Here is a 17,913-nt window from a genome sequence, read left to right on the forward strand (position 1 = left end):
TCAATTCAAAAATTTCAAAATTCCAACATGGCTGATAAGAAAGTGCAGGTAGTAGAATCCGGCGACGCGCTGCTAAAAATCGAAAGTTTCTGGAAAAAATATTCAAAACAGGTATTGATTGCATTAGGTGTTATTGTGATAGCCGTTGGTGGTTGGTATGGTTATCAGTCATTCATCGTTGCACCAAAAGAAGAACAGGCCGCCAATGCTATTTACAAAGCAGAAGCAAATTTTCGTAAAGACTCTTTGACAGCAGCTTTAAAAGGCGATGCAAAGAGTAAAGGTTTTCTTTACATCATAAGCAACTACGGCGGAACAAAATCTGCAAACATTGCTAATTACTATGCTGGTCTTTGTTACCTGCGTACCGGTGATTTCAATAACGCCGTAAAGTACCTGAAAGATTTTTCAACAGATGCAAAGCAGATACAGATGATGGCTTACGGCGCACTGGGTGATGCTTATGGCGAGCTTGGTAAAAATGATGATGCTGTAACTTATTATAAGAAAGCTGCTGAAACATTTGATGCAGACCAGTTGAATGCTTCTGAATATCTTTTCCGTGCAGGTCTAAAGCTTGAACTGATGGGCAAAACAACAGAAGCTGTTCAGGTATATAAGGAATTAAAAGAGAAATTTCCGCAGACAGAAAAAGGCTACCAGGCCGATAAATATATTTATCGTTTAATTGTTGAACCAAACGACTTTAGTTCAAAATAATGTAATGACAACAAAAGGAAATAACGCATTAAACAAAGGCATCCCCCAGCTAAAGGATGCCTTTGTAGTTATTGTTAAAACCGAATGGAACGCACCAATTGTAAACAAGCTGGAAGCTGGTGCCAAAAAGGTTTTAAATAAATCAGGAATCAGTTTTAAAGTGCTTACTGTTCCTGGTGCTGTTGAGATCCCTTTTATCATTAAGCAGTATGCAGAAAGTATTCAAACACCTGCAGATGCATTCATTGCATTGGGCACTGTGATCCGTGGCGACACGCCTCATTTTGATTATGTGTGCAAAGCAATTACTGATGGCGTATTGTCTTTAAACATGATGCTCGAAGTGCCAACCATCTTTGGTGTGCTTACTGTGAATGATGAGCAACAGGCCAAAGAAAGGGTAGGTGGTAAACACGGGCATAAAGGAGAAGAGGCTGCAATTACCGCCATAAAAATGATCAAGCTAAACAGGTCATTAAATAAATAATTTTTGAGCCGGCCTTTTGCTTTTTACTGAAGCATCAGTTATTTTATTTTGGTTTCAGTGAATGCCGTAAATGTTATTTATGAGGTCATCTACGGCATTTCATGGCATCACCTGTTGCGTCGCACTATTTTACAATATATCTTTTTGCAACAGAGAAGGTATGTATTTAGATTATGTTCTTAATTCACTTACTGCATGAACGTTCAGATTTTTATACCATGTTTTGTTGATCAGTTATATCCTTCTGTTGCATTCAACATGGTAAAGGTTTTGCGCAAGGCAGGTTGTATAGTTGAATACAATAGTAATCAAACCTGTTGCGGGCAACCTGCATTCAATGCAGGCTTCTGGAACGAATCCAAAGATGTCTGCAGCAAGTTCATCAAAGATTTTAGTGGCAGTGATTATATAGTTGCTCCAAGTGCAAGTTGTACAGGTTTTGTAAGAAATTATTATGGCAAACTTTTCGAAGATTCTTCTGTTCACAAAGAAGTAAAAGAGCTTGGCAACCGTTTGTATGAATTCTCAGAGTTTCTTATTAAAGTATTAGAGATAGATAATTTTGGCGCAACGCTTGAGGGCAAAGCCACCTATCATGATAGTTGTGCAGCCCTAAGAGAATGTAAGATTAAAGAAGAGCCAAGAAGATTATTGAGCAAGGTTGCGGGTCTTCAGCTAACTGAAATGAACGATGTAGAAACCTGTTGCGGCTTTGGTGGCACATTTGCCGTAAAGTTTGAACCCATCAGTATTGCAATGGCAGACCAAAAAGTAACCAATGCTTTAGAAACAAATGCAGATTACATTATCAGTACAGATATGAGTTGCCTTATGCATTTAGATGGTTATATAAAAAATAAAAACGCCAATATACAAACCATGCATCTTGCCGATGTTCTTGCAAGCGGGTGGTAAAAATACATCTAAGGTTTATCAAGTAATGATGCAGCTTCTTCATCCACCATCATCATGCTGTTTTTATGCATGCGCATAATAGTTGCAGGAAATTGCGTACCAATTTCTTCTTCCATTGCTTTCTTTATTACAGGCGCTTTTTTATTTCCGTTTGCGATCATAACCGCATATCCCGCTTCTAAAAAATTTTGCAGGCCTAAAGTAATCCCCTTGCCAATGTTTACCGGCTTATCAAAATATTTTTTTTGTCCAACTGCCTTGGTTGTCTCATCAAGTTCAATTACGTGTGCATATTTATTAATATCTACACCTGGTTCATTAAAACCAATATGGCCATTCATACCAACACCAACCAGCATAAAATCAATGCCGCCTTTTTCTTCAATGATCCTATCCATTCGTTTGCATTCTTCTGTAACATCAGTTGCCAACGCATTGAATAAATGTATTTGTGAACTTTTTATTTGCAAAGGTTTGAAAATTTTGTTCTGCAAAAAATGCTGGCAACTTCCTTCCATTTCAGGTGGAATGCCTACCCATTCATCAAGGCCAATAAAAGTGCAGCGCGACAGATCAATATTTTCTGCAATAATTTTTTCAACAAATAGCTGGTAAGTCAACACGGGTGATTGTCCTGTGGCAAGACACAACACCGCGGCAGGATTTGTTTTTATAACACGAATAATTTCTTCGCTTGCTGCCAATGAAAGCGCTTCATAATCTTTAAAAATTTTAAGTTCCATATAGTATTAACTTTTTATTTGCTGTTCCAGGAATGAGATCATTTGTTCATGTTGCGGACTTAGCCCACTCTGTATATACTGTGCTGCTGTTGCATTGGCAAAGATCAAAGAATCTTCTGCATTAAGTTCCATTAATTGTCCCGCAATAAATCCTGCATTGAAATTATCTCCAGCCCCTGTCGAAATTAGTGGCTGCTCTACAAAAAAACTTTTACAAGAATTTATTCCTTCTTCAGAAAACACATAAGATGTGCCTGAGGAATGAAGCACAAGCATATCTATACCAAGTTGCTTATAAAGTTCTGAGCCCAGTAATTCCTGGTCATTCGCAAAATCTTTATTGCATACAATTTTAGAAATAATATTTGCTTCATTCCTGTTAAGACTTAGAATTGTCTTTGTGTATTTGCTGAAAACTTTTAAAAGCGATAACATTTCTTCAATTATTTCTTTGCTTCGTTTTGAACAATCTGACAGATCAAAAAAAGAGATTTGTTTTTGTCGCTTTTGATAAGCAGGTAAAATGTCGTTGATTATTCCCTGCCAGATATTTGTTGATGTATCAATCTCGCTCCAGTTAAGCACACAAAAAAGATCACATTCGTTAAAAAGATTTACCAGCACATCCAGGCCAATTACATTGATTATATCATTCCACTTCATTGAATTAAGTTCTTTCGCCTGCCCAATTATCATTTTACCATCGCGAAACTCAAACGCAATAGCTGTTCCGGGATCTGTAAAACTATGCAGTAAACAATTGGGTGAAAGATCTGCAAACGCTGTATGTATCTGCGGATAACCAAATGCGCCAATACAATTTACCGTCACACCAAGTTGTGCTAACGCATTCGATGTTATCGGCATATTGCCGCCAAGCTTTGTATTTATAATTTCATATTCAAGACTAAAGCTTCCGGATTTTTCAAGGATATATTTTCCGTAATCGTGTATAGTATTAAAAAATTCCGGCTCTGCATTGTTCTCTTTATTTTTTATAACACGCACAATCGTATCTACAAAGCCATCAAAGCCTGCTGTAACTTTTTTTGATGATAAAACTTCCTGCTTATTTTTTATTGCAGTTATAAGATCAGTAATTTTTTCTTTCATATGAAAGCTAAAAATAGTTGAAAATATTTTTATGAACCCGGCTTTCAGATCTTAATGCAACTTTTGTTGCGTCGCACACTTGTACTGCATAACTTTTTTGAACACAGAACCCTTTTTTGCGGGTGCTGTCAAAAAATACACCTTTTAGGGTATTGCCACTGCATTTATTCTATTTTAGTTTTACGCTGTTGATGAGTAAGCATATTACATTATCAACTGGGGGATGGTGTTACTTAAAAAACATTGCGGAAGGAATTACTGAAGCGTTCTTTACAACATGTAAAATTATAATACTTAAAACCATCGGCCGGCTGTAGCTACATGTTACAGCCGTTTTTTTTATTTATGAATTCTAAACTTACGATTCTAATTGCCCATTTATTTTTCTACTGTACAAGTGTGCGACGCAACAGCAGATGCCAGCTGCATTGAAGCCCGGTACATAGGTTCTCATCACATTTTTATCAAGACGTGTTAGTATCTATATGAACTTAATGTTAAGCCTGTTCCCTTATATTTGCCTAACCAGTATCAACAGGCATGATTCCAAAAGGAAAATTAATAGCAATTGGTGGCGCAGAAGACAAAGGCACCGATGAAAAAGAAGCTTTTCATGTAAACAATCTCAACTTTTTTGAGCTTGGCATTTTGCGTCGTATAGTGGAAGAAGCAGGCGGCCCATCTGCAAGAATTGAAGTAGTAACTACAGCCTCCACTATTCCATACGAAGTTGGCAATAATTATCTTGATGCATTTGGCAAAATTGGTTGTACTAATATTGGCCTTATGCATATTCGTGGCCGCGAAACAGTGAATGATAAAGATTACCTTCAACGCATACGTAACTGCGATTGTGTGATGTTTAGCGGTGGAAATCAAATGCGCCTGACAGCAGTGTTTGGTGGTACTGAATTTTTGAAGATCATTCATAAAAAATACGAGAATGAAAATTTTGTAATAGCAGGCACATCTGCGGGTGCAATGGCTATGAGCAGCACCATGATCTATGAAGGAAATGCTACACGTGCACATTTAAAAGGCGAAGTAAAAACTACGACCGGGCTTCGTTTTATGCATAATGTGATCTTTGATTCTCACTTTGAAAAACGTGGACGTTTTGGAAGACTGGCGCAGGTTGTTGCAGCAAACCCTTCGTGCATCGGTATTGGTCTTGGTGAAGATACCGGCATGTTAGTGACACAAGGCAACCGCATGGAAGCAATTGGCAGCGGGCTTGTTATTATTATTGACGGACATGAAATAAATCATACCAACATTGCAGATATACCTGAAGGCAATCCTATGAGCCTGGAACATCTTATTGTGCATTTTTGCGCGAAAGGAAACGGGTATCTTATTAAGGAAAGAAAGTTTATTGAATTGATGGGGAAGGAGACAACACCAATAATGACTGACGTTTATTAATCCACCACTGCTGTTGTACAAACATAAGTAGGCACAATACCAGTTGATCTTATTCTTGTTTCTGCATCATCGGGCAACGTATTTCCGGAAAGGACAAGTACCGTATCCAAACCAAATTTATTGCCACCGAGAATATCAGTATGCAATGTGTCGCCCACCATTAAAATTTCTTTTTTACTGATGGTCATTCTTTCGCGGATAAGATCATACGCAAACATAAACATCTGCGAATCTGGTTTTCCAAAACGTATGAAACGCTTGCCCACAATACTTTCCACCATGCTGGCAATGCCACCAATAGCAATGGATACTTCATTACTGCCACTTAATGGATAAATGTTATCTGTATTCGCAACAATGGCAGGAATCGTTCTTTTACGTAAAATATTTACGGTTTTATTCAGGTCATCAAACCAGTTGAAGCCTTCATCATCCAATAATACCAATGCATTCACCTGGTCAATGTTGTGCTGGTTAATGGCACTAACAGGTAATGTATGCAAACCAGAACTATCAATGTAATGCGCCGAGCTATGTGTGCCGAGGTATGCCACAATTCCTTCATTCACTTTAAGATCTAAGTATTCTTTTGCCAGCATGCCTGAAGAAATAATGCGATCATGTTGTATCGCTTCAAAACCAAGTCTGTGGTAAGATTCAGCCAGTTGCCGAGGGCTTCTTGATGCATCGTTTGTTACAATGTAATATTCCTTTTGCTGTTCTTCCATGTAAGCAAAAGTGCGCTCAATGCCGGGCACAAGACCATTATAACTTTTCAATACACCAAATGCATCGAAGAAAATTATTTTGTATTTGTCAATGACAGATTTGAAATCTTGTATTGGCAACATTGGTTTTGATTTTATAATTTATTTGGAGCCAAACTTTATTACCTGTATTAAACTGCTGTTGCGTCGCACGCTTGTACGTTCTGTTCACTTTTAAACTCAGTGAAAATTATTTCTTAGCCTTTGTTTCTTTTATTTTCAAAGCATCTATTAATTTATCTGCGTCAAAATCTCTGTCAACTGATGGAAGATAAATATCATAAGCTTCTGCTCTTAATTTCTTTGCATACTGCTCACTGAAAAAATAATTTCCATCCTTTATGACGTAATTTAAAATAAAGAAACGATACCCTTCTTTTAAAAAGCGTAATTCATCTGCAGTCAGCGGGTTTACTTTATGATACTCTTCAAGAAACATAATAAACCTGTCTTCCATCATGGGGTTAACAATGTAACTAAATACAGTCCTGTCACCAACGTTAGAAACCACACGGCTGAAAAAATAAAAATCCATCATGCGGCTGCTCATGCGAAACCAGTCATAATCCCATCTTGAATAGAGTTCCAGCTTATTGGTTACAGAGAAATTACCAATGTTCCAGTCTATAAAAACAGGAATTGTTTCAAATGATGCGGCATTAGTTTTCAGCCTGTTCTTTAAAAATTGTTCGCAATGATATTTGATCAGGTCTGCCTGCGCTCTTGTGCCAAATTGTTTTTCATCCTCTTCAATACGTTCCATAAGTGTATAAATATCGGTTCGTAACGTTTTAGAAGATTTGGGCAATACATTACGCAGCTTGGAACATGCCTTATGAAATTTACCGATCTGCTGACCAAACTTTCTTATATGCGTTTCTTCAAGTCTGCGGGGCAAGCGCTGCATTACACGCACAGGGTTGTAAAATACTACCCATGCATCCGACTTCCCATGTTTATAATGATAAGTATATACACGATTATTCTTTAATAAAGATTTCGCCAACAAATTCTCGAAAGGGTAGAGGAGGTTATTTGATAATGCATGAATGATACGGTGATCTTCTTTGAAGTGTTCATACTTTCCAAAATAAGAGAACTTGGCTATAATGATATCTTCATCTTCGAATGTAATGCGAAATACATGGTTGGTAGAAACCATGGCACTAATGTCTTCTATCTTACTTATAATTTTTGTAGGATCATAACCTTCCCATGCTTTCTTAATAATCTTTGAATGGTCTATCATATGCTTCATTTCAAATGGCTTAAGCGGGTGCAAATTTAGGGATTTAACTGCCATAAGATAATTGAAGTTGATGTTAACTGTTGAATAAAGATATAAGCGTACAAGTGAGTGACACAACGAAAGTTTTATAGTAGCGCTATAGCTGGGTTCAAAAATATCTTACTTAAATAATTTCAAAATATCTTTTCAATTCCCAGTCGGTAACATGTTTACCAAACTGTCTCCATTCCCACAAACGTGTTTGTGTAAAGTGATTTACAAAAGCATCTCCAAATAATTCCTTTGCAATGATTGAATGTTGCATTGCAATTGAAGCCTCATATAAATTTGCAGGCAATACACCATTAGAAATATTTTTATAACCGTTGCCAACAGTGGCAGGAATATCGAGAGACAATTTATTTTTTATGCCATACAAACCAGAAGCAAGCGCCGCAGCCATTGCGAGATAAGGGTTGCTGTCAGAACCCGCCACACGTGTTTCCAGTCTTGTATATTTATAAGAGGGATGCAACACACGCAAAGCAGTAGTGCGGTTGTCTACCCCCCATGTAATTGTTGTAGGAGCCCATGCACCTTCTACCAAACGCTTGTAGCTATTGATGTTTGGGGCATACATGGGTAATATATGCGGCATGCAATACAACTGCCCTGCGATATAATGTTTCAGCAGATCGCTCATGTTATCTGCATCATCTGTACTATGAAAAAGGTTTTGTGTTTTATTTTTATTCCAAAGACTTTGATGAATATGCCCGCTGCAACCGGGTAAATTTTCATTCCACTTTGCCATGAACGAAGCCATGATGCCATGGTTATAAGCAATCTCTTTTACAGCGGTTTTAAACAACACGGCTTTGTCAGCGGCTTTCAATATTTCATCATGCGCAATAGCTGCTTCATATACACCAGGGCCCGTTTCTGTATGAATGCCTTCAACAGGAATATCAAATTGTGTAAGCGAGTTAAAGAGATCGTAATAAAAATCACTGTGCAAAGATGTGCGCAGGATAGAGTATCCAAACATACCCGGCGTTAATGGCTCGATGCGTGTGAATTGCTTTTGCTGCAGGCTTTGCGGTGTTTCTTTAAAATTGAACCATTCAAATTCCTGCGCAAACTCTGCATGATAACCCATGTCTTTACATTGCTTGATTATATGCTTCAGTAAACTGCGGCTGCAGGAGGGAAGATCATCACCATTTGCTTTGCTGAAGTCTGCAAGAAAAAAAGGAATATCATCCTGCCATGGAATATTACGTAAAGTAGAGAGGTCTACACGAGCTTGTCTGTCAGGATAACCGGAATGCCAGCCAGTAAGTTCTATATTATCGTAAGCACTGTCGTTACTGTCCCATCCAAATACTACATCACAAAAACCAATGCCATCTTCGAGTGTATCTATAAATTTTTGTTTGCTGATAACCTTGCCGCGCAGCACGCCATCAATATCAGCAAATGCAAATTTTATCTTATCAGTGTTATGTTGTTGTAGGTATCCTTTTATATCCTGGTTGTCCATTGCTTTTCTTTTTAAACTTATCTAAGTTAGCCACAAAGTTGTGTTTATATTGTTTTCAAAAGCAGATGACAGAAAAGTTTTTATCATATATTATAAATTTTATTGTCCCGGCTGTTGTCCTGTTATTAAACTTTTATTGCGTCGCACTCTTGTACTGAATGATCGAAAATCGTCAATAAACATTCTCTCAATTACCAATTATGATTGACGAACAAAAATCTGAACGTACAAGTGAGTGACGCAACCGGCGATACCATTAGCATTGAAGCTAGTCTCAAAATTTCCTTAAAAATCATGACTATTGTGTACATACAACAAATTCATTTGCCCGAATGGTTCGAAAGCCTCAATTTTGCCGCCACCTATGCAAGAGGTAAGATTGGTTTATCCTTTATTAGCAGAGCAGAAAAATGTAATTATCACAACGCATCAAAAACCTGATGGCGATGCAATGGGGGCTGCATTGGGCCTTTATCATTTCCTTACACAATTGGGGCATAAGGTAACTGTGATATCACCAACAAACTGGGCAAATTTTTTAAACTGGATGCCTGGTTGTGAATTTGTAATGGATTTTGAAAATGACAGGGAAGCGGCTGGTAAATTGGTAAATGCGGCAGATATGCTTTTTTGCCTTGACTTTAACGTATTGCATCGTACTAAAAATATGGAAGGTATACTTGCTGAGGTAAGCTGTGTAAAAGTATTGATCGATCACCACCAGCAACCCCAGGTAGAAGCATTTGAATATGGTATAAGCGATGTAAGTAAAAGCTCTACCTGCGAAATGGTATATGATTTTATTGAAGCTTCTCCTTTCAGACAATATATTAATAAAGATATCGCTACCTGTCTTTTTACAGGCATTATGACGGATACAGGATCTTTCCGTTTTTCTTCTACAACGCCGGCTGTGCACAGAGCGGTTGCAGCTTTAAAAGAAACCGGCATAAATCATACAGAAATCTTTGAAAATATTTACGATAATTTTTCAGAGAGCAGGTTGCGTTTTATTGGAAATGCTTTGCTAAACAGGCTGGAAGTATTGTATGAATACAATACAGCATTGATGGCAATACCTAAAAAGGACATTTTAAAATATGAGATTAAAACCGGTGACACGGAAGGTCTCGTAAATTACCTGCTTACTATAGAGGGCATAAAACTTGGAGCTTTATTAATCGACAGGACAGAAGAACGTAAATGGAGTTTTCGCAGTAAAGGAGATTTTGATGTAAATGTATTTGCAAGAACCCATTTTGAAGGAGGTGGTCACAAAAACGCAGCAGGTGGCAGAAGTAGCGAAAGTATTGAGGAGAACGTTCAAAAATTTAAAACAGTTATTCAGGCATACGAACAACAATTACAATAAAAATGAAAAAAATCATCTTTGCTGCCATTGCAGCAATTAGTTTGGCCTCCTGTGGGGTAAATTATGAAAAATCCCCATCAGGCCTGGTATACAAGATATTTCCGGGTAAGGGCGGGGATAGTATTAAAGCCGGATATTATATAAAATATGATGTTCAGTTCTATTTAACAGGAAGAACAGGAAAGCAGGATTCGCTTCTAAACCCACCTTCTGTAATGCCCCAGTATTTGCAGGTTGATACCAGCAAAAGAGCAGAATATTCCTTTATGGAAATTATGCCAAAGCTAAAAGCCGGAGATAGTGCAGTTGCTATTTTAAATGTAGACACTCTAAAAAACAGGCATGTTAACCTTGATTCTACTGTCTTTACAAAAGGTAGTTCTATTGAATGCAGGCTGAAAGTATTTAAGTCTTTTAAAGAGGAAAAAGATGTAATGGCTGATTACGAAAAAGAAAGCAAGGCAGAAGAAGCACGTGAGGTTAAAGTAGTAGAAGATTATCTAGCCAGTAAAAATCTTAAAGGCATTAAGACTAAGAACGGAGCATATGTTGTTTTAGATAACCCGGGCGATGCGTCTTTGAAAGCTGATTCCGGTAAGATAGCTTCTGTTAAATACAAAGGGTACCTTATGAGCGATAATAGTAAAGTTTTTGACACAAATATGGATTCATCCAAAGGTCATACAGAACCTTATGACGTTCCTGTTGGCCGCCATGGTGTAATTCAAGGCTGGGATGAAGCGTTACCTTATTTTGGCAAAGGCGGAACAGGAAAAATATATATTCCTGCATTCCTCGCCTATGGGCCACAGGGTAATGGTCCTGACCTTCCACCTAATGCTAATCTGATATTCGATATTCAGATCGTAGATGTCAAGGATGCACCGTCGGTTCAGGAAAGAGATCCCAGACAAATGATCCCCGGACACCGTTAGTATATAATATTTAGAAAAAAGCCTCTGTAATGAGGCTTTTTTCTTGCATTAATATCAGCGTTGAGAAAGGTGGATAAATTCATTATTCTGTCTTTTAAAATCATTTTTTCCTGATAGTGTGAAGAACTACTTTAAAAAAACTTCTTTTTGTTTTGGTAATTGGTTGGTTTTCCCGACCTTTGCCGTCCGAAAAAATTACAGTCATGGCAAGAGTATGTCAGGTTACAGGTAAAAAGCCAATTGGCGGTCATAGTGTTTCTCACTCCAACATTAAGACCAAACGCCGGTTTTTACCAAATTTACAAACCAAGCGTTTCTACTTTGCAGAAGAAGACCGCTGGGTTACGATTAAGCTTTCAACAGATGCAATAAGAACCATCAATAAAAATGGACTTGCTACTGTAATTAAAGAAATGAGAGCTGCAGGTGCAAAAATCTAATTCGCTAAAAAGTTAAATTGCTTATACAATGGCAAAGAAAGGCAACAGGGTTCAGGTTATTCTCGAGTGTACCGAGCATAAAACAAGTGGTCAGCCCGGCACAAGCCGCTACATCACTAAAAAGAACAAAAAAAATACTCCTGAGAGACTGGAGTTGAAAAAGTATAATCCTATTCTGAAAAAAGTTACTGTTCATAAAGAAATTAAATAACAATGGCAAAAGCAGCTAAAACCGCGATTAAAACAAAAGACCAGAAGGCAGCCGCTGAAGCTAAGAACTGGACGAAAGTTATCAAAGCAGTTCGCAGCCCAAAGAGTGGTGCGTACACTTTTAAAGAAGCAATCATTCACAAAGACAAAGTGAAAGATTTCTTAGCAGGTAAATAATTTTACGCTTTGATGTAAACATATTTAAAAGCTGTTCTGTTTATCGGAACAGCTTTTTGTATTTTCAATAGTTTTTATGAGCCCGGCTTTTTGTACTTATGGCATCTTCGTTGCGTCGCACGCTTGTACATTCTTTTCTTTGCTGAACATTGAACAAAGCGTACAAGTGAGTGACACAACCAAAGTTTTATGGCTGTACTATAGTTAAGTTCATAAAATATATTTGCACACAAACACCAAACAGATCATCATGAGTTTCTTCGGAAAATTATTCGGTAAAAAAGAAAAAGAAAGTTTAGACCAGGGCCTGCAAAAAACCAAGGAAGGTTTTTTATCAAAGATCACAAAAGCCATTGCCGGCAAAAGCTCTGTTGATGAAGAAGTGCTCGACGACCTTGAAGAAGCATTGGTAACTGCTGATGTGGGCATTGATACAACACTTGCAATAATTGACCGTATTGAAAAACGTGTGGCAAAAGATAAATATGTTGGCACTAGTGAATTAAATAAATTATTGCAGGAAGAAATTGAAGAAATACTCGTAGATGCATCTGATGATAAACACAAAAGCTTTGATATTCCTGAAGGTAAAAAGCCTTATGTTATTTTAGTTGTTGGTGTAAATGGTGTTGGTAAAACAACAACGATTGGCAAGCTTGCATATAATTATAAACAAGCAGGGAAATCTGTAATGCTTGGTGCAGCGGATACATTTCGCGCTGCAGCAGTTGATCAATTAACGATATGGAGCGAAAGGGTGGGGGTACCAATTGTAAAACAGGCCATGGGTTCAGATCCCAGTGCTGTTGCTTTTGATGCAGTGCAAAGTGCCGTTTCCAAAAATGCAGATGTAGTAATTATAGATACTGCCGGTCGATTACATAATAAGGCTCATTTAATGGATGAGTTGGGGAAAATCCGTCGCGTAATTTCAAAAGTAATTCCTGATGCACCACATGAGGTTTTGTTGATTCTTGATGGTTCTACAGGTCAAAATGCATTGGAACAGGCAAAACATTTTACTGCGGCAACAGATGTAACAGCAATGATCATTACAAAGCTTGATGGCACTGCAAAAGGTGGCGTTGTATTAGCGATTGCACATCAGTTTAATATCCCGGTGAAATATATTGGCGTAGGGGAGAAGATCACTGATCTTATTGTTTTTGATAAGCATGAATTTGTGGATTCATTGTTTAATCTTACCCAATAACTGAAATTATTTAGGTGTTTTTTTTGAAAAAATTTCCAGCACCTAATAAGACTTTTCTTTTATTTTTTTCTAAGTCATAAAAACATTTCTTATAATTTTTCCAATACATGCCTTTGATATTTAGAAAAAGCACAACATAGTTTTTGTTTTTTTTATTACCAATCTTAAAAGTGTTTTTTGGGAAAGTTTTAAACGCCTATATTTACGTTCTTAGTTTAAATTTTTGTAAAACAAAATACATTAATAAGATATTAATTGGCAAAGCTTATTAAGATCACCAACTTTGATCATAATTGTACGTACCGATATTTAATTGAGAAATATTCTTTAGTACCTTTCTCACAGTCTCTAACCAAAATACAATCCAAAAATTAAATTACAAACTCTCATTCTTATGAAAATGAATCTAAAATCACTGCTCGCCTGTGTGGCACTAAGTTCAATGCTTTTGTCCTGTCAGAAACAGGATAAATCACCTGCAACTTCTCAAAATGGTATCCCTTCTGAAGTAATCAATCAAATCGCTGCAAAGGGTTTCAACACTGAAGGTGTGATTGCGGTAAATGGTGGTTATGTGGTAGAAGGAGATATATTTTTATCTTATCAGGATTTAACTAACCTCAATATTGGACCGGATTTGAGAGTTGGCGAAGAAGAGCAATATCACACTACAAATCTCATTACTGGTCTGCCACGCACCATTACTATTTCCGTAGAAGGTCTTGATCCTATCTGGACTATAGCAACAGACAGTGCTGTTGCAAGATATAACCTTTTAGGTATGCGCCTGACTTTTCAACGTGTATCTTCAGGAGGAAGAATAAGGGTGGTTGGTCATGATCTGGGAGGCAATGGTGTATTGGGTCAATCATCTGGCTTTCCTAATGCTGCAGGTAATCCTCCCGATTCTATTACCTTAAACAACCGTCCGGGTACTTTTGGTACAAATCCAAGTGTACAATGGCTGGCAACAATTGTAGCACATGAAATGGGCCATACTATAGGTTTCCGTCATACAGATTATAAAAATCGTAAGTACAGTTGTGGTGGGATAAGATATAATGAAGGTAAAGCTGGTGTTGGTGCTATCTGGATCCCGGGAACACCAACCGGTCCAAGAGATCCAAATAGCTGGATGCTTGCATGTACAGATGGTTCTAACCGTCCATTTAATCCTAATGATTTGATAGCACTGAATTATTTATATCATTAATATTGTTTACTGGTTATAAGAAATTACAAAAAACCCTGTTTATTAAACAGGGTTTTTTCTTTGGTACTTAGCTACAGAAAAATATTTAGCTTCCGTTGCGTCGCACCCTTGTACTGTATATCTTTATTCATCAATTATAAAACAACTTCATCATGGCATATTGGTTAGTAAAAAGCGAGCCTTTCAAATACAGTTACGAACAACTGGAAAAAGACAAACAAACATTTTGGGATGGTGTAAGAAATTACGCAGCACGCATCAATTTGAGAGCAATGAAAAAAGGTGATGAAGTTTTGTTTTATCACAGCAATGAAGGCCTTGCAATTGTAGGTATAGCAAAGGTTGCAAAAGAAGCCTACCAGGATCCGACAACAGATGATGAAGCCTGGGTTGCCGTTGATCTTAAGCCATATAAAAAAATAAAAAAGCCTGTAACACTCGAACAGGTAAAAGCAGACAAGCGTTTAAAAGATATGGCGCTCGTACGCCTTGGAAGATTAAGTGTACAGCCTGTGACAGATGATGAGTGGAAAATAATTATGGAGCTTGGTGGCATGAAATAAAATAAAATGATTATAAAAAAGAAAAACCGCATTCAAAAGAAGTGGTTTTTCTTTTGCTTTCTTTTAACGTTGCATAACGGTTACAAAAACTACTTACAAAGAATCAATGTCTGCAAGTTTGCTTCCTTAAATTATTCTTCAACAACTAAATTTCTTTAACATGAAAACGGGAATTATTTTCTCAGGGATTGCTATTGCCCTTACCTGCCTTACACTTACATCATGCGATTGGTTTACAAAAAAGAAAACAGAACAACCAAAGCTTATTGGCAAATGGGTTCTTATAAATGTTGCAGACAGCAGCAAGACAGGTCGCAATGGTATTGGTTTAATTGCACTAGGTGTAGCAAAAAACTCAACACCTGTAACTGTAGAATTCAAGACAGACAGCAGTTACACGTTGTTAAACGACACAGGCAAATACTACATTGATTCAACCTTGCACACATTATTTATTAAAGAAGATTCAACAGAGTTGCCTTTAACCATTAAACAACAAACAGATTCCACACTCGAATTATTTTCATCAACAGACAGTGTATGGTACACGCTACAGAAAAATAAATAAGCTTTCTAACGATTGCCTGCTTACGTAATTATTCTCTTACTGCATCTAATTAAAAAATCAAACTCTTATGTACAAAAAAAATATTCTATGCATTTTGCATAGCCGCTATTGCTATGTCATGTGGTAGCGGAGATAAAGCCAATCAAATGTCTGTTGCTGATGTTCAATTAAAGGAAGTCGCAGAGTTAAAACCTTCACTTCCATTAGAAGAGAAGGAACTTAACAAAACAGTCGCAGGAATAGCAGCAACAGATACATCATCAAACGCTGCATCATCTTCAAATGACAGCATCCTAAATTCTGGCGGTCCAACAAATATTGACTGGGATAAAAAGATCATCAAGAATGCACATGTAACATTGGAACTAAAAGATTACAATGCATACAACAGTTCATTGCATAATAAACTAAAAAGTTATGGTGCATACATTGCGCAGGAACAAGAAACAGAATCTGATGATCAGATAGCAAATGATATAACGATCAAAGTCCCTGTAGAGAAGTTTGATGATCTTATGAATTCTCTTCCCGGCGATGGTATAAAAGTTTTAGAAAAAACAATTTCAACAGAAGATGTAACAGGCGAAGTTGTTGATACAAAAGCACGAATAGAAGCAAAGAAAGAAGTACGTGCAAGATATCTTGATCTTTTAAAGCAGGCTAAAAGTATGAAAGATATTCTTGAAGTACAGGATGAAATAAACGGCATACAGGAAGATATTGAATCAGCATCTGGCAGGGTAAATTATCTTACACATGCTGCTGCTTACAGCACTATTAATCTGAAGTATTATCAGTTCTTAAATGGCATTGCTTCTAAAGATATTAAACCGGGTTTTCTTAGCAATGTTAGCGAAGCATTTAAAACTGGTTCTTCTGTTATCACCAATCTTATTTTGTTTTTTATTTCTATCTGGCCGCTCGTAATTGCAGGTATATTACTCATCTTTTATTATCAGAAATTGCGTTTAAAGAAATCACTTGCGCATGTGCCGAGTAATGTTCAGAACGCACAAGTGAGTGACACAACCGCAGCTCAATAGCTGCAATACAAGCTAAGTAAAAAATAGTTTCAACCCTGAATGCTTCTAACGATTTGCTTGCTTAATTTTAGTTCATGGCTAAGAAAAAATTGGTAGTACTTACCGGCGCAGGCATAAGCGCTGAAAGTGGCTTAAGAACTTTTCGCGACAGCGATGGTTTGTGGGAGGGTTACAACATTGAAGATGTGGCTACGCCGCGTGCATGGAAACGCAACCCGCAATTGGTGCTGGAGTTTTATAATGTGCGCAGGAGAGATGTGACAAAAGCGCAACCAAATGCGGCGCACATTGGTTTGGCAGAGCTGGAAAAAGATTTTGATGTGCACATTATAACGCAGAACATAGATGATCTGCATGAGCGTGCAGGTTCAACGAATGTGTTGCATTTGCATGGAGAAATTTTTAAGATGCGCAGTGAAAAAAGAATGAGCCCTGTGCATGAAATTCGCGAAGATATTTTGATGGGGCAAACAGATACAGATGGCGGGCAATTTCGTCCGCACATTGTTTGGTTCGAAGAGCCCGTGCCCATGATAGAGATAGCTGCAGAGGTTGCAAGCATGGCAGAAATATTTGTTGTGGTGGGCACATCGCTGGTGGTTTACCCGGCTGCAGGGTTGGTAAATTATGCGCCGCATGGCATTCCAAAATTTATTGTTGATAAAAAAATTCCCTACACATCATCGTCTACGCAAAATATTACTGCTATCGAATTGCCGGCTACGGAAGGAGTGAGGCAATTGCAGGAAAAGTTGAAAGCATTTTTATGAGCCCGGCTGAAGAATAAGTATTTAACTTTCGTTGCGTCGCACACTTGTACTGAAACAAATAATTCAAAAGTAAAAGTCAAAATTCAAACATGAAGTGATTGTATTTACTTTTTAATTTTGACTTTTCACTTTGTTGCTTCCCCGCCTTCTTTACCATAAAAGATAACCCAGGTAGCAAAATCATCGGTAAAATTTTCAAAACGGTGCTCCATACCGGCAGGAACGAATAATACATCGCCTACATTGAATGAAACTCTTTCACCATTACCGTTAAATGTACCCGAGCCTTTGGCAATTATATAGATCTCATCCTGCTTGTGTGGTGTTTGCGTATCTATTTTTTGTGGAGAGAAATATTCAATACTCATACTGCCATGTTTTAACATGACTGTAAAATGTCTTTGTGTTTCTTTTGTAAGCTTTGCAACAGCTTCGGCGAGGATAATGTGAAACTTTTCCATATGGTGA

21 protein-coding genes are annotated in these 17,913 nt (G+C 37.5%); 15 read left to right on the top strand and 6 right to left on the bottom strand.

Annotated elements, in window-relative coordinates:
• Positions 1–27 precede the first annotated feature (27 nt).
• From FRZ67_RS00740 to FRZ67_RS00750, 3 genes are all read left to right on the top strand, one after another.
• Positions 28–720, top strand: coding sequence for a tetratricopeptide repeat protein (locus FRZ67_RS00740; protein ID WP_147187698.1), 693 nt, complete (start codon positions 28–30; stop codon positions 718–720).
• Between the two features lie 4 nt (positions 721–724).
• Positions 725–1,207 carry a 6,7-dimethyl-8-ribityllumazine synthase gene (gene ribH / locus FRZ67_RS00745; protein WP_147187699.1) on the top strand — a complete coding sequence of 161 codons (483 nt, stop codon included), beginning with the start codon at positions 725–727 and terminating at the stop codon, positions 1,205–1,207.
• Positions 1,208–1,402: 195 nt separating this feature from the next.
• The gene (locus tag FRZ67_RS00750) at positions 1,403–2,122 is read left to right on the top strand and encodes a (Fe-S)-binding protein (RefSeq protein WP_147187700.1); all 720 of its coding nucleotides are present in this window, start codon (positions 1,403–1,405) and stop codon (positions 2,120–2,122) included.
• An 8-nt stretch (positions 2,123–2,130) separates the two neighbouring features.
• On the opposite strand, the gene FRZ67_RS00755 is transcribed toward FRZ67_RS00750, so the two are convergent.
• Together FRZ67_RS00755 and FRZ67_RS00760 are read right to left on the bottom strand one after the other, a co-directional pair.
• Complete coding sequence (locus FRZ67_RS00755) at positions 2,131–2,865, bottom strand: glucosamine-6-phosphate deaminase (RefSeq protein ID WP_147187701.1); 735 nt, start codon at positions 2,863–2,865, stop codon at positions 2,131–2,133.
• 6 nt (positions 2,866–2,871) lie between these two features.
• Positions 2,872–3,978: a PfkB family carbohydrate kinase gene (locus FRZ67_RS00760; RefSeq protein ID WP_147187702.1), complete on the bottom strand. Its 1,107-nt coding sequence runs from the start codon at positions 3,976–3,978 to the stop codon at positions 2,872–2,874.
• Positions 3,979–4,518: 540 nt separating this feature from the next.
• On the opposite strand from FRZ67_RS00760, the gene FRZ67_RS00765 reads away from it, so the two are divergent.
• Complete coding sequence (locus FRZ67_RS00765; RefSeq protein WP_147187703.1) at positions 4,519–5,403, top strand: cyanophycinase; 885 nt, start codon at positions 4,519–4,521, stop codon at positions 5,401–5,403.
• Here the strand turns inward: FRZ67_RS00765 and FRZ67_RS00770 are convergent.
• The 3 genes from FRZ67_RS00770 to FRZ67_RS00780 form a co-directional block, all read right to left on the bottom strand.
• Positions 5,400–6,254, bottom strand: a complete 855-nt coding sequence (locus tag FRZ67_RS00770) for a TIGR01459 family HAD-type hydrolase (protein ID WP_225975463.1) — start codon at positions 6,252–6,254, stop codon at positions 5,400–5,402. The genes FRZ67_RS00765 and FRZ67_RS00770 overlap by 4 nt on opposite strands.
• A 106-nt stretch (positions 6,255–6,360) precedes the next feature.
• Complete coding sequence (locus tag FRZ67_RS00775) at positions 6,361–7,473, bottom strand: hypothetical protein (protein WP_225975464.1); 1,113 nt, start codon at positions 7,471–7,473, stop codon at positions 6,361–6,363.
• Between the two features lie 109 nt (positions 7,474–7,582).
• Positions 7,583–8,941 carry a glutamine synthetase family protein gene (locus FRZ67_RS00780; protein WP_147187704.1) on the bottom strand — a complete coding sequence of 453 codons (1,359 nt, stop codon included), beginning with the start codon at positions 8,939–8,941 and terminating at the stop codon, positions 7,583–7,585.
• A 364-nt stretch (positions 8,942–9,305) separates the two neighbouring features.
• On the opposite strand from FRZ67_RS00780, the gene FRZ67_RS00785 reads away from it, so the two are divergent.
• The 11 genes from FRZ67_RS00785 to FRZ67_RS00835 all read left to right on the top strand — a co-directional run bounded on the left by FRZ67_RS00785 (position 9,306) and on the right by FRZ67_RS00835 (position 17,445).
• Positions 9,306–10,313, top strand: a complete 1,008-nt coding sequence (locus FRZ67_RS00785; RefSeq protein ID WP_147187705.1) for a DHH family phosphoesterase — start codon at positions 9,306–9,308, stop codon at positions 10,311–10,313.
• 2 nt (positions 10,314–10,315) lie between these two features.
• The gene (locus tag FRZ67_RS00790) at positions 10,316–11,248 is read left to right on the top strand and encodes an FKBP-type peptidyl-prolyl cis-trans isomerase (protein WP_147187706.1); all 933 of its coding nucleotides are present in this window, start codon (positions 10,316–10,318) and stop codon (positions 11,246–11,248) included.
• Between the two features lie 203 nt (positions 11,249–11,451).
• Positions 11,452–11,688, top strand: coding sequence for a 50S ribosomal protein L28 (gene rpmB, locus FRZ67_RS00795; RefSeq protein ID WP_147187707.1), 237 nt, complete (start codon positions 11,452–11,454; stop codon positions 11,686–11,688).
• A 28-nt stretch (positions 11,689–11,716) separates the two neighbouring features.
• The gene (gene rpmG, locus FRZ67_RS00800) at positions 11,717–11,899 is read left to right on the top strand and encodes a 50S ribosomal protein L33 (protein WP_147187708.1); all 183 of its coding nucleotides are present in this window, start codon (positions 11,717–11,719) and stop codon (positions 11,897–11,899) included.
• 2 nt (positions 11,900–11,901) lie between these two features.
• Entirely contained in the window at positions 11,902–12,075 is a 174-nt protein-coding gene (locus FRZ67_RS00805) for a DUF4295 family protein (protein ID WP_147187709.1), read from the top strand.
• A gap of 250 nt (positions 12,076–12,325) precedes the next feature.
• Positions 12,326–13,288 carry a signal recognition particle-docking protein FtsY gene (ftsY, locus tag FRZ67_RS00810; protein WP_147187710.1) on the top strand — a complete coding sequence of 321 codons (963 nt, stop codon included), beginning with the start codon at positions 12,326–12,328 and terminating at the stop codon, positions 13,286–13,288.
• 394 nt (positions 13,289–13,682) lie between these two features.
• On the top strand, positions 13,683–14,501 hold the full coding sequence (locus tag FRZ67_RS00815) for a M57 family metalloprotease (RefSeq protein WP_147187711.1): 819 nt from the start codon (positions 13,683–13,685) through the stop codon (positions 14,499–14,501).
• 152 nt (positions 14,502–14,653) lie between these two features.
• Positions 14,654–15,064, top strand: coding sequence for an EVE domain-containing protein (locus FRZ67_RS00820; RefSeq protein WP_147187712.1), 411 nt, complete (start codon positions 14,654–14,656; stop codon positions 15,062–15,064).
• Between the two features lie 160 nt (positions 15,065–15,224).
• Positions 15,225–15,632 (top strand): hypothetical protein, encoded by a 408-nt coding sequence (locus FRZ67_RS00825; RefSeq protein WP_147187713.1) that lies wholly within the window; start codon positions 15,225–15,227, stop codon positions 15,630–15,632.
• Positions 15,633–15,778: 146 nt separating this feature from the next.
• A complete protein-coding gene (locus FRZ67_RS00830) occupies positions 15,779–16,675 on the top strand; it encodes a DUF4349 domain-containing protein (RefSeq protein WP_158638269.1) in 897 nt (298 codons plus the stop codon).
• Positions 16,676–16,749: 74 nt separating this feature from the next.
• On the top strand, positions 16,750–17,445 hold the full coding sequence (locus FRZ67_RS00835) for an SIR2 family NAD-dependent protein deacylase (RefSeq protein WP_147187715.1): 696 nt from the start codon (positions 16,750–16,752) through the stop codon (positions 17,443–17,445).
• 125 nt (positions 17,446–17,570) lie between these two features.
• Here FRZ67_RS00835 and FRZ67_RS00840 read toward each other — a convergent pair whose 3' ends face one another.
• On the bottom strand, positions 17,571–17,906 hold the full coding sequence (locus tag FRZ67_RS00840) for a cupin domain-containing protein (RefSeq protein ID WP_147187716.1): 336 nt from the start codon (positions 17,904–17,906) through the stop codon (positions 17,571–17,573).
• Positions 17,907–17,913 lie beyond the last annotated feature (7 nt).

The sequence above is a fragment of the Panacibacter ginsenosidivorans genome (assembly GCF_007971225.1).
In the GTDB taxonomy this organism is placed as follows: Bacteria; Bacteroidota; Bacteroidia; order Chitinophagales; family Chitinophagaceae; genus Panacibacter; species Panacibacter ginsenosidivorans.